Source organism: Vibrio sp. ES.051, from assembly GCF_002563795.1.
Lineage (GTDB): Bacteria > Pseudomonadota > Gammaproteobacteria > Enterobacterales > Vibrionaceae > Vibrio.
The window spans coordinates 190,373-213,070 of record NZ_PDJL01000003.1; the positions used below are offsets into that span (position 1 = coordinate 190,373).

22 protein-coding genes are annotated in these 22,698 nt (G+C 42.8%); 13 read left to right on the plus strand and 9 right to left on the minus strand.

Translation table 11 applies throughout. The features are described from left to right. Positions 1 to 193 precede the first annotated feature (193 nt). Complete coding sequence (locus ATG66_RS01550) at positions 194 to 1,648, minus strand: glyceraldehyde-3-phosphate dehydrogenase (RefSeq protein ID WP_098413656.1); 1,455 nt, start codon at positions 1,646 to 1,648, stop codon at positions 194 to 196. Between the two features lie 886 nt (positions 1,649 to 2,534). On the opposite strand from ATG66_RS01550, the gene ATG66_RS01555 reads away from it, so the two are divergent. Next, positions 2,535 to 3,518: a Gfo/Idh/MocA family protein gene (locus ATG66_RS01555; protein WP_098413657.1), complete on the plus strand. Its 984-nt coding sequence runs from the start codon at positions 2,535 to 2,537 to the stop codon at positions 3,516 to 3,518. 72 nt (positions 3,519 to 3,590) lie between these two features. Here the strand turns inward: ATG66_RS01555 and ATG66_RS01560 are convergent, their stop codons facing one another. Further along, on the minus strand, positions 3,591 to 4,928 hold the full coding sequence (locus ATG66_RS01560) for an MATE family efflux transporter (RefSeq protein ID WP_098413658.1): 1,338 nt from the start codon (positions 4,926 to 4,928) through the stop codon (positions 3,591 to 3,593). A gap of 120 nt (positions 4,929 to 5,048) precedes the next feature. Beyond that, complete coding sequence (locus ATG66_RS01565) at positions 5,049 to 5,363, minus strand: DUF496 family protein (RefSeq protein WP_098413659.1); 315 nt, start codon at positions 5,361 to 5,363, stop codon at positions 5,049 to 5,051. A 332-nt stretch (positions 5,364 to 5,695) separates the two neighbouring features. On the opposite strand from ATG66_RS01565, the gene ATG66_RS01570 reads away from it, so the two are divergent. From ATG66_RS01570 to ATG66_RS01605, 8 genes are all read left to right on the plus strand, one after another. Further along, positions 5,696 to 5,911, plus strand: a complete 216-nt coding sequence (locus tag ATG66_RS01570; RefSeq protein WP_179885605.1) for a hypothetical protein — start codon at positions 5,696 to 5,698, stop codon at positions 5,909 to 5,911. A 169-nt stretch (positions 5,912 to 6,080) separates the two neighbouring features. Beyond that, on the plus strand, positions 6,081 to 6,731 hold the full coding sequence (locus ATG66_RS01575; protein WP_098413661.1) for a YceH family protein: 651 nt from the start codon (positions 6,081 to 6,083) through the stop codon (positions 6,729 to 6,731). Next, positions 6,728 to 7,045 carry a GIY-YIG nuclease family protein gene (locus ATG66_RS01580; protein ID WP_098413662.1) on the plus strand — a complete coding sequence of 106 codons (318 nt, stop codon included), beginning with the start codon at positions 6,728 to 6,730 and terminating at the stop codon, positions 7,043 to 7,045. The genes ATG66_RS01575 and ATG66_RS01580 overlap by 4 nt, the downstream gene beginning before the upstream one ends. Positions 7,046 to 7,442: 397 nt before the next feature. Then, positions 7,443 to 8,540 (plus strand): autoinducer 2-binding periplasmic protein LuxP, encoded by a 1,098-nt coding sequence (locus tag ATG66_RS01585; RefSeq protein WP_098413663.1) that lies wholly within the window; start codon positions 7,443 to 7,445, stop codon positions 8,538 to 8,540. Then, a complete protein-coding gene (luxQ, locus tag ATG66_RS01590; RefSeq protein ID WP_098413664.1) occupies positions 8,540 to 11,119 on the plus strand; it encodes a quorum-sensing autoinducer 2 sensor kinase/phosphatase LuxQ in 2,580 nt (859 codons plus the stop codon). Before ATG66_RS01585 ends, luxQ begins: the two co-directional genes overlap by 1 nt. Before the next feature lie 227 nt (positions 11,120 to 11,346). Then, a complete protein-coding gene (locus ATG66_RS01595; protein ID WP_179885566.1) occupies positions 11,347 to 11,802 on the plus strand; it encodes a MarR family transcriptional regulator in 456 nt (151 codons plus the stop codon). 207 nt (positions 11,803 to 12,009) lie between these two features. Beyond that, positions 12,010 to 13,068, plus strand: coding sequence for an HlyD family secretion protein (locus tag ATG66_RS01600; RefSeq protein WP_098413666.1), 1,059 nt, complete (start codon positions 12,010 to 12,012; stop codon positions 13,066 to 13,068). A 12-nt stretch (positions 13,069 to 13,080) separates the two neighbouring features. Further along, the gene (locus ATG66_RS01605; protein ID WP_098413667.1) at positions 13,081 to 14,118 is read left to right on the plus strand and encodes a DUF2955 domain-containing protein; all 1,038 of its coding nucleotides are present in this window, start codon (positions 13,081 to 13,083) and stop codon (positions 14,116 to 14,118) included. A gap of 140 nt (positions 14,119 to 14,258) precedes the next feature. Here ATG66_RS01605 and ATG66_RS01610 read toward each other — a convergent pair whose 3' ends face one another. Further along, positions 14,259 to 15,185, minus strand: a complete 927-nt coding sequence (locus ATG66_RS01610; protein ID WP_179885606.1) for a DMT family transporter — start codon at positions 15,183 to 15,185, stop codon at positions 14,259 to 14,261. 148 nt (positions 15,186 to 15,333) lie between these two features. Here ATG66_RS01610 and ATG66_RS01615 point away from each other — a divergent pair, with 148 nt between their 5' ends. Together ATG66_RS01615 and ATG66_RS01620 are read left to right on the plus strand one after the other, a co-directional pair. After that, positions 15,334 to 15,789 carry an Lrp/AsnC family transcriptional regulator gene (locus tag ATG66_RS01615; protein WP_098413669.1) on the plus strand — a complete coding sequence of 152 codons (456 nt, stop codon included), beginning with the start codon at positions 15,334 to 15,336 and terminating at the stop codon, positions 15,787 to 15,789. A 5-nt stretch (positions 15,790 to 15,794) separates the two neighbouring features. Further along, positions 15,795 to 16,418, plus strand: a complete 624-nt coding sequence (locus tag ATG66_RS01620) for a class I SAM-dependent methyltransferase (protein WP_098414488.1) — start codon at positions 15,795 to 15,797, stop codon at positions 16,416 to 16,418. Between the two features lie 553 nt (positions 16,419 to 16,971). Here ATG66_RS01620 and ATG66_RS01630 read toward each other — a convergent pair. Next, positions 16,972 to 17,526 (minus strand): ATPase, encoded by a 555-nt coding sequence (locus ATG66_RS01630; RefSeq protein WP_098413671.1) that lies wholly within the window; start codon positions 17,524 to 17,526, stop codon positions 16,972 to 16,974. A gap of 102 nt (positions 17,527 to 17,628) precedes the next feature. On the opposite strand from ATG66_RS01630, the gene ATG66_RS01635 reads away from it, so the two are divergent. After that, positions 17,629 to 18,300, plus strand: a complete 672-nt coding sequence (locus tag ATG66_RS01635; protein ID WP_098413672.1) for an SH3 domain-containing protein — start codon at positions 17,629 to 17,631, stop codon at positions 18,298 to 18,300. A gap of 117 nt (positions 18,301 to 18,417) precedes the next feature. On the opposite strand, the gene ATG66_RS01640 is transcribed toward ATG66_RS01635, so the two are convergent. Further along, positions 18,418 to 19,461, minus strand: coding sequence for a DUF4382 domain-containing protein (locus ATG66_RS01640; protein WP_179885567.1), 1,044 nt, complete (start codon positions 19,459 to 19,461; stop codon positions 18,418 to 18,420). A gap of 237 nt (positions 19,462 to 19,698) precedes the next feature. On the opposite strand from ATG66_RS01640, the gene ATG66_RS01645 reads away from it, so the two are divergent. Further along, positions 19,699 to 19,938: a YdcH family protein gene (locus ATG66_RS01645; RefSeq protein WP_098414489.1), complete on the plus strand. Its 240-nt coding sequence runs from the start codon at positions 19,699 to 19,701 to the stop codon at positions 19,936 to 19,938. Positions 19,939 to 19,992: 54 nt separating this feature from the next. On the opposite strand, the gene ATG66_RS01650 is transcribed toward ATG66_RS01645, so the two are convergent. From ATG66_RS01650 to ATG66_RS01660, 3 genes are all read right to left on the minus strand, one after another. After that, positions 19,993 to 20,646 (minus strand): cupin domain-containing protein, encoded by a 654-nt coding sequence (locus ATG66_RS01650; RefSeq protein WP_098413674.1) that lies wholly within the window; start codon positions 20,644 to 20,646, stop codon positions 19,993 to 19,995. Between the two features lie 215 nt (positions 20,647 to 20,861). Further along, on the minus strand, positions 20,862 to 21,314 hold the full coding sequence (azu, locus tag ATG66_RS01655) for an azurin (protein ID WP_098413675.1): 453 nt from the start codon (positions 21,312 to 21,314) through the stop codon (positions 20,862 to 20,864). A gap of 375 nt (positions 21,315 to 21,689) precedes the next feature. Further along, positions 21,690 to 22,340 (minus strand): HAD family hydrolase, encoded by a 651-nt coding sequence (locus tag ATG66_RS01660; protein WP_098413676.1) that lies wholly within the window; start codon positions 22,338 to 22,340, stop codon positions 21,690 to 21,692. Positions 22,341 to 22,698 lie beyond the last annotated feature (358 nt).

The window sequence follows — 22,698 nt, forward strand, 5'->3', positions numbered from 1 at the left end:
TTTAGATTAACGCTGTATAGATGAATGAAACATGAACAATCTACAGGATTTTGTCTGGAAAGTGTTAAATGGCTTAAAACGAAAAAACGCCTGAGGTGATCAGGCGTAGAAACGGGGGGAATAAATATTAGTACTGCGCTTTAACGCTTATTATAAAGAACAAATGTTAGATATTGTCCGTTACGTTATGTGGTTAACGTTGTGGAGCAAAGTTCACCTGAGGGAATGTTTGGTAACGAACACCCATCATTTGTTCCATACAGTGCACGACTTGGCAGCTGTAACCGAATTCGTTGTCATACCAAATATACAGTACACAACGTTTATCTTGCGCAATCGTTGCCTGTCCATCAACCACACCTGCATGGCGAGAGCCAACCAAATCTGTCGATACGATTTCAGTTGAATCTGTATAGTCAATCTGCGCTGAAAGCTCAGAGTTCAGTGCTATTTCACGCAGGTAGTCATTGAGTGAATCACGGTCAACATCTTCACCTAGGTTAAGGTTCGCCACTGCCATTGATACGTTTGGTGTCGGTACGCGAATCGAATTGCCTGTTAACTTACCAGCGAGCTCAGGCAGCGCTTTGGCAACGGCTTTTGCAGCCCCTGTTGAGGTCAGAACCATGTTCAGAGAAGCACTACGTCCACGACGGTCACCGGAATGGAAGTTGTCGATCAAGTTTTGGTCGTTCGTGTATGAGTGAACGGTTTCTATGTGACCTGAAAGTACACCGTACTTGTCATGTAATGCTTTTAGTACTGGTGTTATTGCGTTAGTCGTACAACTCGCGGCAGAGATAATAGTGTCATCTTCTTGAATAACCGACTCATTAACACCAAATACTACGTTCTTAATGTCGCCCTTACCCGGCGCGGTTAATAGAACTTTCTCTGCCCCTTTACTGGCGAGATGTTGGCTTAGGCCTTCTGTATCACGCCAAACTCCTGTGTTATCGACAATAAGTGCGTTGTTAATCCCGTAAGTTGTGTAGTCTATTTCACTAGGATTGTTCGCGTAGATAATTTGGATGTAGTTACCATTTACAATCAGTGCTTTACGTTGTTCATCAATAACGATGCTACCATTAAACTGGCCATGTACAGAGTCACGACGTAGTAAGCTAGCACGTTTCTCTAAATCACCTTTTTTACCACCACGCACTACGATCGCACGCAGTCGTAATGGGTAACCTGGACCACTTTTCTCGATGAGTAGACGGGTCAATAGTCGACCTATGCGACCAAAACCGTAAAGCACCACATTGCGAGCTTTAAGTGATGAGTCTGCATCGCGCGCACCGTCAAGAGCCGTGATAAGGAAGTCATTTAGGGCTGACGCATCTTCGTGTTCATTCCAATACTTAGTCGCCAATTGGCCAACATCGACTCGGCATGAAGAGATGCTCATCTCACAAAGCGCTTGGATGATAGGCATTGTATGCTCAAGCGAAAGCGGATTACCTGTGTAACGTCTTGCTACGCGGTGAGTTTTGAGAATGTCTATCGTAGTCGCGTTGATAAGCGTCTTACCAAACAGAACCACTTCGATTCCTTTTTGACGATATAGCTTACCAATAAGAGGGGAAATAGATTCAGCAATCGTTTGGCTAGTTTGCCAATCTTGGAGATATTTCTCTGGACTCATTGTTGTATTGGACCTTTCACGTTTGGGGGCTAACCATACTCTCTACAATTGCCTCTGCAGGAGAATGCAAGAGTATGTAATCGGGTTGTAATAGTTATGTGCCAGATTCTACGGTGGGAGGTCTTATTCTGCTAGGAAAATTAAATCTAGTGAAAAACACTATTTCATCGTTTAATAATGGTGGATTAATATGGCTAAAGCGGCGGATTTCACATATTGACATTTAGGAAAGAGTTGGCTTTTTTCGCGATGATAACGAATAACTTCAAAGTGTTGCTGTAATAATCACTAATAAACTTGCACTTTAATGTGACTGGAATCCTCAAGGCAACTTAATAAGTAAACATCCTGAGAGGATCTGACCTTACAAAGTGTTGGTTCTTAGGGATCAGAGAAATTTGATTGCTTTTGTTTTTTCTTAAGATCAAAAAATATGCGTTACATCACAATTCTTGCTTTGCTGTTAGATGAGTAAATAACCAAAGAAACCCAATCATTTATACGTATTAATTGAAGCCGTAACTCATCAGACTGAGCAACTCGTAACTCAAATTAATGAGCAAAAGAATTTTGGTGACATTGTCACTTATAGTGTATCTACCCCCAGAGACTAAGCCTTTCGAATCGATCAACGAATATTGACCGCTATGAAAGAGAGACGTCGATGGGACAAGACAACTGGACGAAAAACGCAAAGACTATTGCCATTAAATGAGTGTGTTAGCCGCCATCATCTAATATTTCGCTGTAGGGATGGATGCCTATTTATCTAAACCGTATAAATCGAACCCGTGATTTGAGTTGTTTAATGAACCAAAGATTGCTTAAATCGCGCCAACCAGCCGAAATTATTTTTGGCTCTTAGACGCAAATAAAAGGAAGTGACATGTTTAAGCTCGCTGTTATCGGTACAAACTGGATCTCTCAACAATTCGTTGAAGCGGCAATTCAAACAGAGCAGTTTTGTCTAAAAGCGGTGTATTCGAGAGATATTGAGAAAGCGCGTTTGTTTGGGACACCTTATGACGCGGAGATTTATTATGATAGTCTCGAGGCGTTGGGAGATGATGCCGAGATTGACGCAGTATATATTGCGAGTCCGAACTCATTTCATGCCCCACAAGCGATACAGATGCTAAAGGCGGGCAAACACGTTATCTGTGAAAAGCCAATGGCGTCAAACTATGCTTTAGCTCAGGCGATGTTTCAATGCGCGGAAGAAAATAATGTCGTTCTTTTTGAAGCGTTCATGTCGCCATACACGCCAAACTTTAATGTCTTGAAAGAAAGTATCCCGTCAATTGCGCCATTGAGGCACGCCACGATTAATTATTGCCAATATTCTTCTAGATACCAAAAGTATTTAAACGGTGAAAACCCAAATACGTTTAACCCAGAGTTTTCGAACGGATCCATTATGGATATTGGCTATTATTGCGTAGGTTCTGCTGTTGAGTTGTTTGGAGAGCCTAAAGCGATTCAAGCGAGTGCTCATGTTTTGACTTCTGGTGTGGATGGGTGCGGCAGTGTGACATTGGCGTACGACGGCTTCAACGTCAACCTGTTACATTCTAAAGTCAGTGACTCATTGATTCCAAGTGAATTTCAAGGCGAGCAAGGCAGCATTCTTGTCGATATGATTGCAACAGGCCGAGATATAGAACGCAAGCTCAGAGGTAGAGAAAAAGAAACACTGACATTACCTCAAACAGAAAACCACATGTTTTATGAAGCACAAGCCTTTGCTAAGCAACTTCAACTAGGAGTGATTGATCCTCAAATGAAACAGCGCTCATTGACAGTTGCAAAAGTATTAACGGAAGTGAGAAGACAAACAGGCGTCATTTTTCCTGCCGATCAACAAGCGTAAGTAGTTAGTTGGTTTCAGCGCTTATGAAAAAGCCCTCAATTGAGGGCTTTTCTGTTGGTCGCCGTGTGAAAGTTAAGTGGTCGCTTGGTGTGAAGCCAGCGTTTGTATTGTTTTCCGGTATGTCAGGTATGCAGACATGCCAGCCATCATGTTGCCAATACACGCACCCAAAAGAATACCTCGTATCCCGGCCATTTGAGCGCCTACCCATAAGCATGGTAGGAAAAATACAAACAAGCGCAAAGCTGAAATAGTTAATGCGGTGTAAGATTTCCCTAGTGCATTACATAGAGAAACCATGAGCATACACACGCCTAATGAACCTAAGCTGATAGGTACAATCATTAAATGCATCTCTAAAACTTGCTCGACTTGACCATCACTTGTCATTAATAACGCTAGCGGGTTGGCGATGACAAATGTAATCACTGCGATTAAGAGCTGGAAACCTAGAATGAACTTTACCGCAATACTGACTAGCGATTGAATGTCCTGATAGTTTTTCGCCCCCAGTAATCGCCCAACCATCGGAGGCATAGACATGGTTAACGCTAAAACAGAGACGATCGCGAAAAATTCGTAACGAGATCCTAAAGCCCAGGCGGCAACAGCAGCAGTACCAAAACTAGCTAAGAGCTTAGTTGCTAACATAGACGATAGTGGAGGGAGCAGTTGGCTGATCATCGCAGGCCCCATAATATTCCCGATAGAAGCAACACTTTTGATAACGTTCAGATCTTGCCATTGTGTGGTTGCCCAGTGATGCTTTTTCACGCGGGGAGCAACCACTAAAATACCAAAGCCAAACGCGACAATGGTGGCGATCGCGGCGCCATTAATGCCTAGATCTAAGGTGAAAATAAACAGGGGATCGAGGACTAAATTTACTCCACTGGTTACCATCATCATTGTGCCTGGCAACATCGTGTTTCCATTGGCTCGGCAAATGCTGTAATAGAAATACAAAACAGCCCCTGTCCATGAGCTTAGTAACCACCAAGGCCAGTAACTATCGATGATAGGCATTACTGAATCTGGTGCGCTTAATAGAGATAAAATTGGGTAGCGTAAAAGCCAAATTAAACCGCTAAATACCGCCACACCAATCGAGCCAATCATCAACACTAAGCCACCTAATTGTTTAGCATAGCGACTTTCGTTTGCTCCTAGGGCTTTCGATATTACGGCAGTCGTCGCGATACCTAAACCGACTTGAATACCGATGATGACCATTTGAAGTGGAAGGGTAAAACCCTGCGCGGCCAAAGGCAAAACACCAAGTTGGCCGATAAATGCACTGTCCACAAGTTGAAAGCTCATTAATGACAATACGCCAAAGAGCATGGGCCAAGTCATAGTGAACAATTGCTTAGCAAGTGCGGGTTGTGTGCTAGTCGTAGTTGAGGACATAGAAAGCTGGATATGTTGAAAATAATAATTAGATATATTGTACACGTCGCTTTGTTCGGAAACAAAATAAACCCCGAATAAGGCAGCCTTATTCGGGGTTTAAAACTTAACCAGTCGCGTTTATTTTTTGCCGCTAGTTTGTTTAACTTCTTCCGTTAATTCACGAATTCGACGACTAATATCACGGCGTGCTTTAGAAATTTCTGCACTCTTAATGATGTGGTCATCAACACGGTCTTCGTAGTCACATTTCATGTTTTTGATGATCGCTAAAATTTCGTCGTGAGTCATTTCTGGTTTGATGTAGTCTAGTAGATTCTCTAGCAAGTCGACACGTTTGCGGTTATCACGAACTTTTTTTTCGTTATCAAGTAGCTCACGTTTTAGTTTATTTTTACGACGAGCTTGGCTAACTATTTCAAATACGCTACTCATAGTTCTCTTTCCTAATTTTGTGAATATCTTTCTCGATTAAAGCACAACATCCCGTGGCATAACAGCCTTTAGATCAATCGATATGTTGAATTGAGCGTTTATCAACCAATGATGATATACCCTAATCGCTCCCACCACCTCAAGGCTGCTAGCGTCGATGGCCTAGCTGTTTTCCTCATGACTTTACTTTTCACCTTTGTCCAAGAATAGGTGGCACAACATCTTTCTTGATACGTTTTAGCCAAACACATCAAGATCGCAAGTCAGAATAAATCGATTCATTGTCATAGCATGACCTTCACTATATTATCAACGGCATTGAATGCAAAATGATGAAACTTGATATGGACTCTGGTCACACAGCGGAGCAAGTAGACAGTCAAGAGAATGGTCAAACCAACAGCTCTGTGACTGAAAAGTTAAAAATGGCATACATCAAAGCGCGCGAGCAGCTCGAACTTACAGAGGTCGAACTTAATCGCTCGAAAATAATGATGGTCGATCAAGACGGCAATTTGACGAAAGTCCCTATTCTCTCCGAGCATTGAGACCTGACCCGATTCGCAAAAGGTGTCAGGTCTGGCGCTATGTTTTAGCCTGACACCGATACTCAAATGATCTTCAAGTGTTTCATAAGCCTCGGTTATGGGACCGAATAAAAAATCGCTAGTTTGTTTGGGTACAAAGTCAAATGCAAAAATAATAAGGAAAGGCATTATGAAAGTTGAGCTAACGGCAATTGAAGCACGAATCATTGGTTGCTTAATCGAAAAAGAAGTCACTACCCCAGATCTGTATCCTCTTAGCCTAAACGCACTCACTAACGCATGTAACCAAAAAAGCAATCGTGATCCCGTCATGACATTATCAGAGTCCGATGTGCTCGATGTCGTTGATGCACTGATTGAGCGCAGACTGGTTAGTGACGAAAGTGCGTTTAATAGCCGTGTAAGCAAGTATCAGCATCGTTTTTGTAACACAGAGTTTGGTGACCTAAAACTCACCGGGCAAGAAAAAGGCATTGTGTGCTGTATGTTGTTACGTGGTGCCCAGACTCCAGGAGAAATTCGTACTCGAACTAATCGTCTGGCAACTTTTCATGATGTAAAAGAAGTCGAAACCGTTTTAGAACATCTAGCCAGCGAAGAAAAAGGTCCACTGGTTGTTAAATTATCACGAGAGGCGGGTAAGCGAGAGTCACGTTATATGCACCTGTTCTGTGGTGAAGTCGATACCTCAGCCCTTGCTGCACCTGCTTTGGTTTCTACTTCTAGTTCCGAGCGCGTAAGCCAACTGGAGCAAGAAGTTGCACAGCTTCGAGAAGAGCTGAATGAGCTAAAAGCTCAGGTTGATGACTTATTCTCATGATTGAGGCCGCGGAGCAATCTTGGAGTGTTTATTTGATACGCACGAGCCACAATGCGTTGTACTGCGGTGTGACCAACGACATTTATCGTCGGTTTAATCAACATCAAGCGGGGAAAGGAGCGAAAGCGCTAAAAGGAAAAGGTCCGTTAGTACTAGAGTGGTCCTCGAATTTCGAATCAAAGACAGTTGCCATGCGTGCAGAATATTACATTAAGCAACTCACAAAGGCGAAAAAAGAGCTCTTGGTTTCATCAAAACTGTGTATCGTTGTCGATGAAAACCAACAAATGCAGCTTAAAATGAAGACACCTTAACCCTGTTGTTCTCATACCAACATTGCAGAAAAACCGCCATATAAAGGCGGTTTTTTTAGATAATAATAATATTCCCATCATGTAAAAGTGTCTACAAAACAACAGAATAGAAATTTTTAGTGTGTTTAGGTATACCATGTCAGACTAATCTGGCGCATAATGGGTTGGTGTTCTGTTTAAATAACTGAGTGTTGGAAATCAAAGTCTATTCGAATTACGTTTTGATGTTGAATATTAGGCGATGACTAATATCTTTTACCCAAACTTAGGTTAACTTAAGACAATTTACTATTGAAACACACACTCAGAGGAAGGTAGATTACAAAAGTAATGGATGACTCGGCTAGGTGACAAATAGAGCGATAATAAGCTCAATAAAAAGCTAAAAGAGCAATAGATGAAAAAAGCGTTAGTACTTTCCCTGATTTCAATGGCCGGTATTACTCCGGTTGTAGAAGCTTCTCAAGTCCTTAGTGGGTATTGGGCATATCAAGAGTTTTTAGATGAGTTTCCCGAGCAGAAACAACTGACGGATGCGCTAGCAGAAGCCGTTCGTGAAAAACCAGTCCCAGTGGCGATAGAGAAAAAGCGCCCGTTAACGATCTCCGTTGTTTATCCAGGTCAGCAGATCTCCGATTATTGGATAAGGAACATCAATGCCTTCGAAAAGCGCTTGGATAAGCTCAATATTGATTATCAGCTTAATCAAGTGTTCACCCGACCAAATGCAGATATTAAACAGCAAAGTCTCTCCTTGATGGAAGCGCTCAAGAGTAACTCTGACTATTTAATTTTCACGCTTGATACCACGAGACATCGCAAGTTTGTTGAGCATGTATTGGACTCAAAGAAAACCAAACTGATCTTACAAAACATTACAACTCCCGTTAAAGATTGGGAGCATCATCAGCCGTTTCTATATGTTGGGTTTGATCATGCGCAAGGAAGCCAAAAACTCGCAACAGAGTTTGGAAAACATTTTCCAGAGCAGAGCCAGTATAGTGTGATCTACTTTTCTGAGGGGTATATTAGCGATGTGAGAGGTAACACATTTATTCATCAAGTGAAGCGTGATAGCAAGTTTGAACTACAATCAGCTTATTACACCAAAGCAACGAAACAATCGGGTTACGAGGCGGCAAAAGCAAGCTTAACCAAGTATCCGGATGTGGATTTTATTTATGCGTGCTCAACGGATGTGGCGCTTGGCGCAGTTGAGGCTCTAACAGAGTTAGGGCGTGATGATGTGATGATTAATGGATGGGGCGGAGGTTCTGCTGAGCTGGACGCCATCTCGAAAGGCGAGTTAGACATTACTGTCATGCGTATGAACGATGATACCGGCATTGCGATGGCTGAAGCCATAAAATGGGATCTTGAAGGAAAAACCGTTCCAACAACCTATTCCGGTGATTTTGAAGTGGTTACCAAATCCGATTTACCAGAAAGAATAGAAGCGTTAAGAAAACGCGCATTTAGATACTCCGATAATTGATGACAACGACATCGAAAGTAAGAAAACGTCGCTCTTTGTCGACGCTCATTACTAAAATCATTATTCTCGTTCTTGCTCCGATTATTTTAGGGATCTTCGTTCAGAGTTATTACTTTTCCAAACAGATTATTTGGCAAGAAGTCGATAGGACGAAACAACAAACATCCGCATTGATTCTGAATATTTTTGACAGTCATTTCGCGGCGATTCAGATTCACCACAACAGCAATTCGAAAAGTGATGTTGTTCTAGACTTCTACACCAAGCGTAATGAAGAAACCCTGAATTACTTTTTCCTCAGCATTGACCAAAATGATCCCTTACACACACCGGAATTTCGTTTTTTATCGGATCATCAAGGTATTATCTGGGATGACGGCAATGCGAATTTTTATGGTATCAATGACTTGATGCTCGATAATATCGCCAGCAAAGTCACCTTTAGCAATAATTGGTATTATGTGACTTCACATACCCAAATGGGAACACGTCATCTGTTCGTTAGACGAGTCCCCGTTCTGCAGCCTAAAACCGGCGAAGTGATGGGGTATTCTTATAATGTTGTCGTTCTAGATAGTAACTTTGGATTAATGGAAAGGTTAAAGAATGAAGGCAATGTTGATAACGTTGTCTTAGTCGCGAATGACACTCCGGTAGCTAGCTCATTGATCGGAGATGAGGTTTATAAGGTCTTTGACGTCCTCAAGCGTAGAGAGTCACAACGAAAACTGGACCAGTTATTGGTCATTAAAACGCCGATTGAAGTCAATGCAACAGCAACCGATCTGTGTTTACTCACGGTGCAAGACAATCAAAGCGTTGTCACACTTCAAATTCAGCACCTATTAGCCATGTTAGCTTCGGTTATCGGGATGGTAATGATTGCGCTGATGACCAAAGAATGGATCGAGAATAGGGTGGTGGAAGAGCTTAGTTCTTTAATGTCTTACACACGCTCTGCGAGAGAAGAAAAAGGCTTCGAACGTTTTGGTGGTTCTGGAATTGAAGAGTTTGATCATATTGGTTCGACGCTAGAGAGCACCTTTGAGGAACTTGAAGCACAGAAACGGTCATTCCGCGATCTGTTTAACTTTGCGTTATCACCCATCATGGTGTGGTCAGACGGTGGGGTGTTGATCCAGATTAACCCCGCAGCGCGAAAAGAACTGATCATTGAAAGCGACATTGCTGAAACGATGCATCCAGTGTTTACACATTTCAAAGAGAAGTTGATGCCGCACCTCAGTATGGCTGCACAAGGCGCCACGTTAACCGGCGTCAATGTGCCAATTGGCGATAAAGTTTATCGCTGGAACTTATCCCCCATTCGAGTCGATGAAGGTATTAGCGGTATTATTGTTCAAGGACAGGATATTACGACTCTTATTGAGGCTGAAAAACAGAGTAATTTGGCCAGAGCAGAGGCTGAAAAGTCTGCACAAGCTCGCGCCGATTTTCTAGCTAAAATGAGCCATGAAATTCGTACCCCGATTAACGGCATTTTAGGGGTCGCTCAGTTATTAAAAGGCTCGGTAGAAACGGAAGAGCAGAACAACCAAATTGATGTGCTTCGACATAGTGGCGAGCACCTATTGGCTGTTTTAAATGATATTCTAGACTTCTCAAAAATTGAGCAAGGTAAGTTTAATGTTCAGAAACACCCATTCATCTTTACAGATACGATTCGAACATTAGAAAATATCTATCGACCGATTTGCGAAAACAAAGGGGTCGACCTTATCATTGAAGACAACATCGATACTAATGTGGAAATCTTTACTGACCAAGTGCGTCTTAATCAGATTTTGTTTAATCTTGTTAGTAATGCGGTCAAATTTACCCCTTCCGGCAGTGTACGTATAAGTGCGGACTTAGAACAGTTCTATGGCGCCGAAAACAGTGTGTTAGTGGTGGAGATTGCAGATACAGGCATAGGTATTGATTCGGATAAGCTCGATCAAATGTTTGAACCTTTTGTTCAAGAAGAAGCGACGACGACAAGAGAATATGGCGGCAGTGGCTTAGGCCTGACGATTGTGAAAAACTTGGTCGATATGCTAGAAGGTGACGTGCAAGTCTGCAGTCAAAAAGGGCTGGGTACGAGGTTTGTGCTTACCTTGCCGGTAAAAGATCGTGAGCGAATATTAACGCCACTCGATTCGGATCTTCGCGTTAAGCCTAGCGAGCTGTTTGAAGAGAGCTTGAAAGTACTGCTGGTTGAAGACAATCATACCAATGCGTTTATTCTGAAAGCTTTTTGTAACAAATATAAGATGCAGGTTGATTGGGCAAAAGATGGCCTTGAAGCGATAGAATTCCTAAAAGTTCATGCTTACGATTTGATTTTAATGGATAACCAATTACCGCACCTTGGGGGTATTGAAACAACCGAAGCGATTCGACAGGAACTAAAACTAGGGACCCCAATTTACGCGTGTACCGCAGATACTGCAAAAGAAACCAGTGATGCATTCATGGAAGCGGGCGCAAACTACGTATTGCTTAAACCGATTAAAGAAAATGCCCTGCACGAAGCGTTTTCTGACTATAAGCAGCGGTTCTTAATTGATCGGACATAGTCACTTTTACCTCATTCAGTTTAAGTTACCTGAGCTCAGCGCTGAGCGATACACAACACAACTCAAATGCTTTTGAGTTGTGTTTTTTGTATTGGTTAACTCATCTTTACTCGTATTTTTATAATCCTTATGGTTTATCATTTATCTCGATCACGTCACAAAAAATATTTACTTAGCGTGCTAACCAAGTTATATTACTTAGCACGCTAAGTAAATGAGTGAGTCATATGATTCAAGATATCGACATATTGAGAGATCTTTCCCTTGCGGAGAAGCTTTCCCGCGTTGCTCGTTTATGGAAAACGGTGGCAGATCGAGAATTAGAGCCATTAAACCTGACATATCCTCGCTGGACCGCTTTATGGAAGCTTTATCGATTGGGCGATAATGTCAGCCAGAAAAAACTCTCAGAAGCATTAGAAATTGAACTAGCATCGCTGATGCGAACTTTGAAATTACTTGAAGATCAATCTTTCATTACCCGACATTGCAGCGAGCATGACAAGCGAGCGCGTATTGTGAGTCTTACGGCAGAAGGGAAAGCGCTAGTTACGCAGGTGGAGGCACGAATTCTTCAAGTTCGCAGCAAATTACTGGCGGATATGGATGAGCAAGAGTTACAAAAGCTTGGATTAGTCCTTGAGCAAATCGCTCAGAATGCTCTGAATACACTTAGCGAATAAATAATACCAGTCAAAATAAATATGTGATCATTCTTGCTTGTTAAAATCACTTATAGCTTCGTTGTCGATTTGGCAGTAGAACAACCTGTTCGCTAGCTAACGGCAATCTAACCCTCGATCTAAGCGATGTTTATAGCGTCATTATTTGAACACCTATTTATCCTCCCGATTGGTATCAGAAACCGAAGAAAGAGAAGTAAAACACCTATGACTCCAGACCAAAAATTCGCACGTTGGATCAAATGTTCTTGCGTCGCGTTTGCCCTTGTCTTTGCCTATTTTCTGGTTGCGGATCTAGTCATGCCCTTGACGCCGCAGGCAATGGCAACTCGTGTGGTAACCAAAGTGGTGCCACAAGTGAGTGGACAAATTACACGCTTATATGTAGCTAACAACCAAGAAATAAACAAAGGCGACCTGTTATTTCAGGTTGATCCCCAACCGTATCAACTCGCGGTTGAGGAAGCTCAGCTCAACTTAGAGCGCGTAACTCAGAATAATGAACAACTGGATGCTTCTATTGCTGCGGCGAAAGCGGACGTTGAAGCCAGCAAAATTGTCGCTGAGCAAAAAGCCCGTGAAGCGAAACGTCTTGAAACTTTGTTTCACCGAGATGGCACTTCACAACAACGACGTGATGATGCGAACAGCAGCGCAACAGCAGCAAGAGCCAACTTACTGGCCGCTCGTGCACGTCTGAAAGAGCTAGAGGTAAACCGAGGCGACTTGGATGCGACAAATTTGAATATCCGTGTGGCACAAAACCAGCTTAAACAAGCGGAGCTTAATTTATCTTACACCCACATCGTGGCTGAACATGATGGTGTGGTTGCGAATCTGCAATTCGAAACAGGTGCTTACGCCGCAGCCGGAACACCTCTTGTGGCGTTAGTATCGGATGACGTTGCTATTATCGCGGATTTTCGTGAAAAGAGTTTACGACACTTCAACCAAAACAGCCGTGCGTTGATCGCCTTTGATAGTTTGCCAGGCGATGTCTTTGAAGCGAGTATTACGAGTGTGGATGCAGGAGTCAGTTCGGGTCAATTTGATGCAGATGGACGATTAGCAACGCCCACCGATTCTAACCGTTGGGTGAGAGATGCGCAGCGTTTACGTTTACACTTAGCCATTGATGGGGCACAACCACGAGCATTCCCTGCTGGCGCGCGTGCCACCGTACAATTACTGCCAGAAAGCTGGCTGTCGGGTTACTTAGCAAGGTTTCAGATCCGTTTTTTGAGTTTTCTTCATTACATTTATTAACGGGGAGGTGGTATGAAATTATGGGACCACCCCATGTCGGAAAACGACTTCCGACAGTGTTTACGCATTGCAACCGGCGCTTCTATTGGTTTTACCTTATGTAAGGTGTTCGGCTGGAACTATGGGGTCTTTTTTACCGTAACGCCAATGCTGTTGCTTGGTATGGTGCCAGTCATGAGTTTACATGCCGCACGTCAGCTGATTTTTGCCGCCGTCGTGTGCGGCCTAGAAGTGGGCATTCTCGGTGGTTTATTTGGCGGACACCCCGGTATGATGACGTTAATGGCTTTCGGGCTATTTCTCTATAAATTCGCCTGTATGTCAAAAGGAAGTTTATTCCTGTTTGGTGCAAACAGCGTACTCAGCTTAAGTATCATGTTGCACTTTGCGAGCTACCCGACGGCGGATCTTAATGAGCTAATCTTCAGTAATCTACAAGCGAATGTGCTCTCTGTCATTGTGGCTTACTTAGTTACATTCTTGATCCCTGATGCGGAGCCTCGTCAACCACCGGCAAGAGCACCGGAGCCAAAACAACGCCAGCGGATGCGTCATGAAGCGCTAATGGGGGCCAGCATTGCGACGCTGTCTTTTCTGGTGTTTCAAGTTTTCGATCTCCGTGACTCGATGTCCGCTCAGGCGACGACCTTACTGCTATTGTTTCCTATGCATTGGAATGGTGCGCTGGGATACGCACGTAAAAGAGCCATGGGGACGTTAATGGGGGTAACCTTCGGTATTGTCGGCCAGCTCGTACTTTACGATTGGTCAGATACCTTACTGTTTATTGTTCCGTTACTTTGGATTGGCGCAATGATATTCAGTTACATGCATGTAAAAGAATCGAGTGGTTCAGGTGCGGGGTTTGGTGGATTAACCACGTTAGGTATTCTGTTTGGCCAATATCTCACGCCAAATGGCGATTTGATCTTCAGTGCATTGTATCGAGTGAGTAGTATTTTATTTGCGATCGTCATTACGCTGCTAGTGACATACGCGATACACCGAGTTCTTAACAACTTTGAGGCAACTCGCTTTAGCCAACAGTAAGCTATCAGACGTTGCTGGTCAGAAAAGACGGCTCCAGCAACGCTCTTGTGAGTTTATGAGTCACCTCAATCGGCTTTTCATATTTTATTCCCATTATCCAGTCTTTCACCAACCCCTTAACATTCGTAACTAAGCATCGATTATCGGTGAATTGGTGGGCGATAAGTTTGGCCCCCCTTATTCTTCATAAAGATTTGGCTCGCCACAATACTGCCACAAGTCACCAACATCAGAGCCAACCAAGTAAGCGAATCTGGCTGCTCACCAAATATAGGAATAGCGAACAGTGTCGCAACCACCGGCGTTAACGAACCAAAAGCGGCACTGGCTTCTGCTCCGATTATTCTGATTGCGTAGATATAGGTAAAAGAAGCGATCAGGCCAGCCCCAATACCTTGAAGCATAGCGTGGGCAAACAACTCATCCCAAGGCCAATACTTGAGCGGAGTTACTGCTAAGTGGCTGTCTATCCAACCAAATCCGGCAGCGACAATAAGTAATAATAAAGAGGTTATTGCCACGAATCCTGCACAGACGTGAGCGTTAAGGTTGGCAACTCGCGCACTGATGGTGAAGATAGCCCACAGGATGCTACCCGTTAGAAAAAGGCTATGACCTTGTAACTGAGACCAGTTGTGCTCGGCGTCAATGTTAGAAAGAAGGAAAACGAAAATACCTAATAAAACAGTTGAAAGCCCTACCAAGCGCTGGGAGCTGAGTGACTGCTTATAACACAGCACTGCAATCGCAGAAACAAACAGTGGCAGCGTGCCTGGTACCAACGCGCTACCGTGCGCAACGGGAGCGTAGTGCATGGCAGTTCCTACGATGAGAAAATAGGGTAAGCCACTACCAATAACGACACCAGCCAGATAACGCTTAGGCACAACGCGAAACGCTTTTTTATTTTTAATCACGAAGGGTAATAAAATCAAACTTGGGATAAGAAATCGAACTAAGGCGATATCAGCGGGTTGTAAGATGGAGATCGCGCCTCCTTTTAGAGAAATGAAGAATCCAGACCAAAGCAATAAGGTCATTAATATAGCCGCGTATCCCAAAATCATTATTGGCGTGTCCATGTGTAATCAATGTGTTAATTGTTGAATAGAACTCGCGCTAAGTGGAGGCAAATTTTGACGAAATTATGTTTAATATTGGTAATAAAATGCGTATAAACGTAACTTGATAGTAATTATTGGCAGGAAGTAATGGATGGACAAAATTGACAGGCAACTGCTCAGTTTAATGCAAAAAAATGCCACACTGACGACAGCGGAGCTAGCCGATCGAGTAGGGTTATCGGCATCGCCTTGTGCAAGGCGCATTAAAAGGCTAGAGCAAGAAGGGGTGATCAGCGGCTATCGCGCAATAGTTTCAAGAAGCACAGTAGGTATTGCAATGACTGTTTTTGTGGAAGTCAGTTTGAATAATCACCAAGCGGCGTCTATTGATGAGTTTGAAAGTGCTATTGTTGAAATGGATGAAGTGATTTCATGTCATGTGGTGTCGGGAGCATATGATTACTTGCTCGAAGTGGTGAGTAAAGATCTCGCTGGGTACGAGGCGTTTACCCGAAAGCTACAGCGATTAGAAAATGTGAAAGACATCCATACACACTTGGCGATGAGGCAAGTGAAAGGAAATGGGAGCGTGCCGATTTATGCGTAAGAATGATGAAATTCCTCGATAGACTGAAGATAGCGAATTATCACCGCAAGCGGTATCGGCAATTTGGTAACGATAGAGCTAGAGCGCTTGGATGGCAAGACAAGTACAGTCAGATCAGTCGATTTGAAGCGTTGTGTCGCGGGCTTAATTTAGACGCCACCAGCATTCTAGACATTGGATGCGGTTATGGTGACTTGCTGGAGTTTGTTGAGCTTAGTGGTCAAAGCCCTAAAAGGTATATTGGGATTGATCAGCAAAAGCGATTTGTTTCTGATGCCAGAAAGCGGAACTTCCGCACTCCGAGCGACTTTATATGTGGCGACTTTTCCAGATTCGTTCTGCCTCGTTGTGATTACGTGTTTGCTTCAGGCTCATTGAATTATCAATCAGCGAATAAAAGTCACACCATTGAAATGATTGAGAAAATGTATTGTGTTGCTGAAAAGGGATGCGCTTTTAACCTCTTGGATGAAGCCAAGTTACCTAGTATGAGAATGTTAGCGTCGCACAATAAAGAAGGCGTATTGCGTTATTGCCGATTGTTATGCCCAGATGCAAAGTTAGTCGAAGGGTATTCAGAGCATGACTTTACCATTGTTATGATCAAAAAAGCGGAATCAGTTTCCTGACTCCGCTTCATAAATTTTTAAGCCTTATTGGTGTCTGTAATGCGAGATTACACAATTACCAGTGTATCTATCAACTTTGAATGAGAATGCAGCGGAATGGTACTCCCTCCCATCACTCCATATTGTTTCTCCGAAGATTTTACAAAGGTCCAAGTCATTGATTGAACCGAACTCTTTTACGTGCCTAACTACTGACAAAAACTTGGCGTTGGTAGTATTAGGACAATCCCTGTAACTTAATCGATTGATAACCATTGTTATAGTATCATCTCCAGCCAAATGTGACTTTTTATTAAATTTTATGAATGGCTAACCTAACCAAAAATTGTCCATAAGTAAAGCATTATTGTGACCTATGTCTCTATAAGTTAGCTGGCTTGGTTATGGTTTAGTCAAGTTTGTTAAAAGGAATCGTCTCAATTTTTACATACTAAACTGAGCGAGTATAAATCTGACTTAAAAGTACGAATTGCGTCCAATGCTGAAGTGAAAGTATGATACCGGAGTTTCACTCTGGAGACACTTTTAGAAGATATTGCTTCTGCGACTGGGCTTATTTCGACACATCTTGTGCATACTGCAAAGCACGAGCTTCTTTGTCGTATTGTTGAGCTAGTGCCAAATACTGCGAAGAGAGGCGGGTATAATCATCTGCCAATTGCAGAGCGTTCGTGTGGTACCACTCTGCGCTGATCTGATTGGTGATCGCAACCTCATTTGACTCGAGGCATTTTTGAGCGAGTTTCTTCCAGCTATTCGCAGACCACTTCGATTGAGTACTGAATGTGATCAGTTCGTTGGCTGTGTCTGTTAGCTCCTCGCGATATTGAATTGATGCTTTTAATTGGCTTTGAAATACGTTTTTGTTGGATTGGGAACGCCAAAGCAAAACGAGTTCATGCAGTGAAAATATTTGTGACAATAACTGGCGCTGATTATGATCGGCTAAAAGTGTATTGAATACTTTAACATGTTTATTGTAATTGGACTCTAAACGATTGAATTGGGTAAGATTGTCATTCCATGACGATTCGGTACATTGAATATTGGCATACCCTAAAGTAGGGAACAAAAGAAACAGCAGTATCCAATTGAGTTTGTTGATCATTATCGCTCGCGTAAGTTAACTGATCCTTTTTGAGTATATACCCAAATAACCGCGGCATGATTGTTCTTAGCGAGATAAGCATAAAGAATACAAAGGAAAAAAATGAAAAAAATTCTCACCGCAGTGGTGGTCATTTTGTTACTCAGTGGTATCGGCGCGGGTTATTACTTCTTATTTATGCAGAAAGATGCAGCAGAAGAGCCTGCGGCCACTCAAGAGGAAAACGCACCAGTAGAACAGGAACGGCCGTTAAAGCCCATTGTGGATTTGGATCCCGAGCCACCTGAAGTGACGGAATATTATGTTATCAAACGTCGAATCAACGCTCACAATAAACCAGATGACAATGCTTTGGTTGTCGATACTTTGTATAAGGGAGAAAAAGTATCGGTGCTAGAAAAAGTCAAAGGCTGGTATCGTATTTCAGGTTATCTTGTCTACAAAGAAGGGGGACAAGAAACGGCAGAATGGCTCAATGCCGAAGGACTCTCTGACGCAGAGCCTGTCATCAAGGAGCAGGAACGGTTAGAAATACTTGATGGCTATTTACAGAAGTCGGATGATTTGAGAGTCCACTTGGATATCTTCCGTATTAAAACACAACAGTTGCTAAATGACGAAACCTGCGATCCGAGTGACTTTGAAGAGCTCGGTGGCTGGGTTCGCTCTGTCACCTATAACCAACGTAATGTTTACTTTATTTACTGTGGTGGGTTGGAACAAGAAAACAAAATTTATCTAGATGTCGATAAAGGTGAGATCTTTTACCGTTAGCTGGGTTTGAGGCGTTATTCAGATAGAAAGTCTGCTTTTTAAGCATCAAGAAAGGGTTGGTTAAATGAACGCTATGTACAGACCGAGCCAATATTGACTCGGTCTGTACATTCAGAGCTAGAAATTTGCGTTAGTTTGTGAACCAGCCGTTACGTTTAGCCCGCTCGTCGATTTATAAATGCTAAAGGTTTCGTCTGCGACAATGCCTTCTTCAGCATCGTCGTTTGCGGTACAGGTATAGCCCACAGAGTAAGTGCCGGGCTGCACAAAACCAAATTCATATTCGTAATTCGTATCATCAATATCAAGAACGACATTGGCTGCAGCAATCGGCATCTCTTGACCTTCTACACCAGCAAGCGGCCCCATATTGTCTTTTAAGATATTTCCAGCATACAAGTAAACGGCGTGTACATACCCATTATTACTTAGTGTATCGGTTTCACAGTTTTGGTAGTTTAAGGTTGTCACGTCCCCCTCAATCTCACCTGTTGTGACGGTATTAATCAAAGTGACGGAAGTGCGTTGAATGCTGTATCCCTCGTTTTGACTTGTCCCGTCTTTTAACCCTCGACGTAGGTCAAACTCAACCACGAATTCATTATTGTCCGGATTAACCGCAAAAGTGTCGTTAAAGAACAGTACGCCGGTGTTCGGTTCTTTTCCGACGCCTTGTGGACATGCACCATCGCCTTTCACTGTCAAGGGAATCTGGTTCCCTGTCGCTTCATCAACGACGTAAGACGGGTAATTGGGGTGGGCGCCATCGTGAGCAAATACGCAAAGCTTGTAGTTGCCAATGGGTATTGCTTCATCATCAATGAGATCTTGTGCATCACTGCCTTGAAAGTTGAGTAAGTTAACGCTTAAAGGTAATGGTTTTTCGTTTGCTGCAAGAGGATTGCCATTTTCATCTACCCAGTTGCCTTCATCATCGGTTTTATACACATTGAATATTTGTGGTGTGCCTTCATCAACATCAATGGGAAGAAACGCGACTTTGTTATATGTGATCACCACTTTAGATAGGTCGTCAACAGGGGCATCGGATACAGATAACGTCACCGGTGTCATGGTACTGACAGAATCACTGTCTGAATTACAGCCAATAAGTGCGACGGTCACTGCTGCACTGATTAAGCCCATTTTTATGCTATTCATTGGATTTGCCTTGTGCCTTTTTGTAAGGAGAGTATTAAATGTAGTCGATAATTGACCAAAATAGAGTGGTGAGAAGTGAGCATACCGCATGCTAAAGAGAAGGAAGACACTTGAAAGCGTTCAGTAAAAGTGTGCTCAAATCGACGATATAGTGCTCAATGAAGTGCTATGGTTAATAATGTGTCGCTCGAAAAAAGAGCGGAGATATACATTAACAACGCTAGCCAAGAGGTCTCTATGTTAGGTGAAAATCACTCATTAACTCATGAATTTCCGGAACATTTGGATACCATCACTCAGCTCACAGAAAACGATGCGTCATTTGCTGAAACCGTTAAAAACTATAATGCGTTAGATAAGAAAATCCGCGTACTAGAACTGCAAGGAAATCCGATTGATGACCATGAAATGAACGTGTTAAAACTCAATCGAGCAGAGCTAAAAGATTGGCTCCATTCAAAAATCATGAGTGCTTAGTGACGCAATAATTACCGGCTCGTGTATGTGAGCCGGTTAAGCAACGCTTAAGGCTTAGTCTATTGGCAGATGCCCAGTTTTTACCCAAATGACCGTTTCTTCCTCAACATAAGGAAAGTGTTCGCTCTGATGTGGGTTTCGTACCCAAGTATGTTTTGAATAGCTTCCGTTCTCGTCTTTAAATTCTCCAAGTAAGACAAAGATCTCTTCGCCACCAAAGTGACGATGCGGTTGAAACTTCTCACCCTTCGGCCATTTCACTAGCGCAACGTGCTCGTGTTCAAAGTTATGCAGTGGCATTACTTGCAATCCGCCAATACCGGGCAGCCATTGAGCTTTATTAGTCTTGATGCACACTGTTTCAAGATCATGAGGTGCGAACTGGTTGAGCTTGACCAAGATTACACAACCTTCTCTACTAAAGGGCGCATGTTGGCTACCCGGAGGATTACGCAAATAAGTCCCCGCTGGGTAGTCACCATTTTCATCAGAAAAGACACCTTCCAATACCAATATTTCTTCGCCAAACGGGTGAGAGTGGGTCGTGAATTGTGAGTGAGGTTCATACTTCACGACGCTGGTGGTGTATCCGGACTCTTTTGCTTCTCTCTCCAATGGTTTACGCCAAACCCCAGTAGCAGGGCTGGAAACCCAATCTTGCTTATCTGTGTCGACAACAATTCTTTGAGAAAAATCCATATTTAACATGCTGAAATTCCGTTGATTATATGGTGTAAATAATGCACTGATCCTGTGTTGCTCTACTTCAAATTCATGTCAGTGTAACGAACATTAGAATCAACTAAGCTTGTGCGAGCAGTTAAGCTAAAAATGGCCTAATAAAAATAAAGCCAGTCACTTACTGACTGGCTTGGCGAAAGCTTTTCTCTTAGTAACGGTTTACCAGAAATCGACTTACGTTCTTATTTGAATTCAAACTTACCCTGCATGACTGCCCAGTGTCCAGGGAATGAACAGAAGAATGAGTAATCATCGCCCGCGTTCATTTTTTCTGTGCTGAAGGTGATGCTTGTGCTTTCTCCACCGCCAATCACTTTTGTGTAAGCATAAACACGATCGTCGTTTGGCTTCACGTAGTTGTTTTCTGCACCTGCGGCCATTCCATCAGTGCCTACCGCTTGAAGGTTGGCAGTGTCTGCGATCACTACGTTATGACCCATAGATTGTGCCGGCATTTTGCCAGTGTGGTTTAGCGTCAGTTTTACTTCTTCACAAGTGGCTGGCACGCTAAGCGTTTTAGTAGAAAATTGCATCATATCGTTAGCATCCAACGAGACTTCACACTCGGCATTAGCTTGTGCGCCAAAACTCATTCCCACAAGTGCGAAGGTTGCAGCTAATAAACGTAAAGACATATAACACTCTCCATTATGTATTTTGGTCTGACTTGGATTAATATCATCCAATAGTTCTCATTATCAGTCAAATCTCGCTTTAAAAACGTGCTTCAACCGGAAAATTGACGCTTTATTACAAAGTTAAGAAATCATAACGTTGTACTGATTGATTGTATTATTTGATCACTCAGGGATCTTATTTCACACCGCAGCGTGAGTTGTATCGAACAGAACAGAGAACAAAGAACAAAGAACAAAGTGCAGGGGGTAATAATAGCGGTGTCCAACAGAAGCCAAAAAAGTAATGTTCGTAGAATCATGTCCCTTCTGACTACTAGTAGGGAGAGAAAAAAGCTCAGTCAGTGACTGAGCTTTCTGTAAGAAGGTTGAGGGTTAGCACGTTTGTTTCAACGTATTTAACACATCATGCAATGAAGGCACAATCGCATGACCAAATTGGCGCACTTCTTCACAAGGTTCGACCAAATCAGGGATTTGATAGGTGATCATGTTCGCTGCGATCGCTGCGCGAACCCCATTATTGGAATCTTCAAAAGCCAAACACTGACTTGGTTCTACGCCTAGACGGTCTGCCGCTAATAAATAAATTTCTGGGGCTGGTTTACCATGGCTCACTTCACAACCTGTCGTTAGGTTGTCGACGTATTTACTCAAGCCCGCGAATTCCAGTTTGATCTTCGCCACTTCTTTTTCTGTAGAAGTCGCTACCGCGATGGGTAAACCTTGAGCTTTTAGCCATTCTAAAAGCTCTACCACTCCTTCTTTGACTGGGATGGCTTGGTGTTTTACCACTGCGTTGTAACGAGTGCGCCATTCTTGATGTAAACGCTCAAGGTTCTCGCCATAGGCTTTACGGAAAATCGTCTCAATACCCGCCGCATTACGGCCAATAATTGATAAGTAGACATCATCATAAAATGGTAGGTCTTGTTCTTCACACGCTTCTTTAAAAACACGCATACAGACGCGCTCAGTATCAAGAAGCAAGCCATCCATATCAAAAATAGCAGCTTGGTAGTTCATTACATTACAGACTTGTTGAGTGAGGGAACATATTCTGGCATAAGCCGACGTCATTTTCTCGGAAATTTACTTTTCTGTTTGCTGCAGCTGTATAAAGCGGATGCGGTCTTATTCGATAGGGTGACTTTATGGCTCTAAAAAATGGTGACAGCGCAGCGTATATCATTCTGATTCATCAATATTATTTCTATTGATTTTGTTTATTTTTCTGCTGATCCATTATAAATATTGATTACTTAAATGCTGTAGATTATTCCCGTAGAGTTTTTATAAAAACTACCTCTATTTAAAGCGTGAAACTTGTCGTAATTAATCACTTGGTTTTTAGGTTCTTGAGTTGAATGGTTTTTTTATCACT

Excerpts from the sequence above, each read along its gene's own strand:
- luxQ (WP_098413664.1), top strand. The coding sequence starts at position 8,540 with ATGACAACGACATCGAAAGTAAGAAAACGTCGCTCTTTGTCGACGCTC.
- ATG66_RS01605 (WP_098413667.1), top strand. The coding sequence starts at position 13,081 with ATGAAATTATGGGACCACCCCATGTCGGAAAACGACTTCCGACAGTGT.
- ATG66_RS01560 (WP_098413658.1), bottom strand. The coding sequence starts at position 4,928 with ATGTCCTCAACTACGACTAGCACACAACCCGCACTTGCTAAGCAATTG.
- ATG66_RS01575 (WP_098413661.1), top strand. The coding sequence starts at position 6,081 with ATGAAAGTTGAGCTAACGGCAATTGAAGCACGAATCATTGGTTGCTTA.
- ATG66_RS01585 (WP_098413663.1), top strand. The coding sequence starts at position 7,443 with ATGAAAAAAGCGTTAGTACTTTCCCTGATTTCAATGGCCGGTATTACT.
- ATG66_RS01630 (WP_098413671.1), bottom strand. The coding sequence starts at position 17,526 with ATGATCAACAAACTCAATTGGATACTGCTGTTTCTTTTGTTCCCTACT.
- ATG66_RS01660 (WP_098413676.1), bottom strand. The coding sequence starts at position 22,340 with ATGAACTACCAAGCTGCTATTTTTGATATGGATGGCTTGCTTCTTGAT.
- ATG66_RS01565 (WP_098413659.1), bottom strand. The coding sequence starts at position 5,363 with ATGAGTAGCGTATTTGAAATAGTTAGCCAAGCTCGTCGTAAAAATAAA.
- ATG66_RS01550 (WP_098413656.1), bottom strand. The coding sequence starts at position 1,648 with ATGAGTCCAGAGAAATATCTCCAAGATTGGCAAACTAGCCAAACGATT.
- ATG66_RS01610 (WP_179885606.1), bottom strand. The coding sequence starts at position 15,185 with ATGATTTTGGGATACGCGGCTATATTAATGACCTTATTGCTTTGGTCT.
- ATG66_RS01600 (WP_098413666.1), top strand. The coding sequence starts at position 12,010 with ATGACTCCAGACCAAAAATTCGCACGTTGGATCAAATGTTCTTGCGTC.
- ATG66_RS01555 (WP_098413657.1), top strand. The coding sequence starts at position 2,535 with ATGTTTAAGCTCGCTGTTATCGGTACAAACTGGATCTCTCAACAATTC.
- ATG66_RS01595 (WP_179885566.1), top strand. The coding sequence starts at position 11,347 with ATGATTCAAGATATCGACATATTGAGAGATCTTTCCCTTGCGGAGAAG.
- ATG66_RS01620 (WP_098414488.1), top strand. The coding sequence starts at position 15,795 with ATGAAATTCCTCGATAGACTGAAGATAGCGAATTATCACCGCAAGCGG.
- azu (WP_098413675.1), bottom strand. The coding sequence starts at position 21,314 with ATGTCTTTACGTTTATTAGCTGCAACCTTCGCACTTGTGGGAATGAGT.
- ATG66_RS01580 (WP_098413662.1), top strand. The coding sequence starts at position 6,728 with ATGATTGAGGCCGCGGAGCAATCTTGGAGTGTTTATTTGATACGCACG.
- ATG66_RS01615 (WP_098413669.1), top strand. The coding sequence starts at position 15,334 with ATGGACAAAATTGACAGGCAACTGCTCAGTTTAATGCAAAAAAATGCC.
- ATG66_RS01570 (WP_179885605.1), top strand. The coding sequence starts at position 5,696 with ATGAAACTTGATATGGACTCTGGTCACACAGCGGAGCAAGTAGACAGT.
- ATG66_RS01645 (WP_098414489.1), top strand. The coding sequence starts at position 19,699 with ATGTTAGGTGAAAATCACTCATTAACTCATGAATTTCCGGAACATTTG.
- ATG66_RS01635 (WP_098413672.1), top strand. The coding sequence starts at position 17,629 with ATGAAAAAAATTCTCACCGCAGTGGTGGTCATTTTGTTACTCAGTGGT.
- ATG66_RS01650 (WP_098413674.1), bottom strand. The coding sequence starts at position 20,646 with ATGTTAAATATGGATTTTTCTCAAAGAATTGTTGTCGACACAGATAAG.
- ATG66_RS01640 (WP_179885567.1), bottom strand. The coding sequence starts at position 19,461 with ATGAATAGCATAAAAATGGGCTTAATCAGTGCAGCAGTGACCGTCGCA.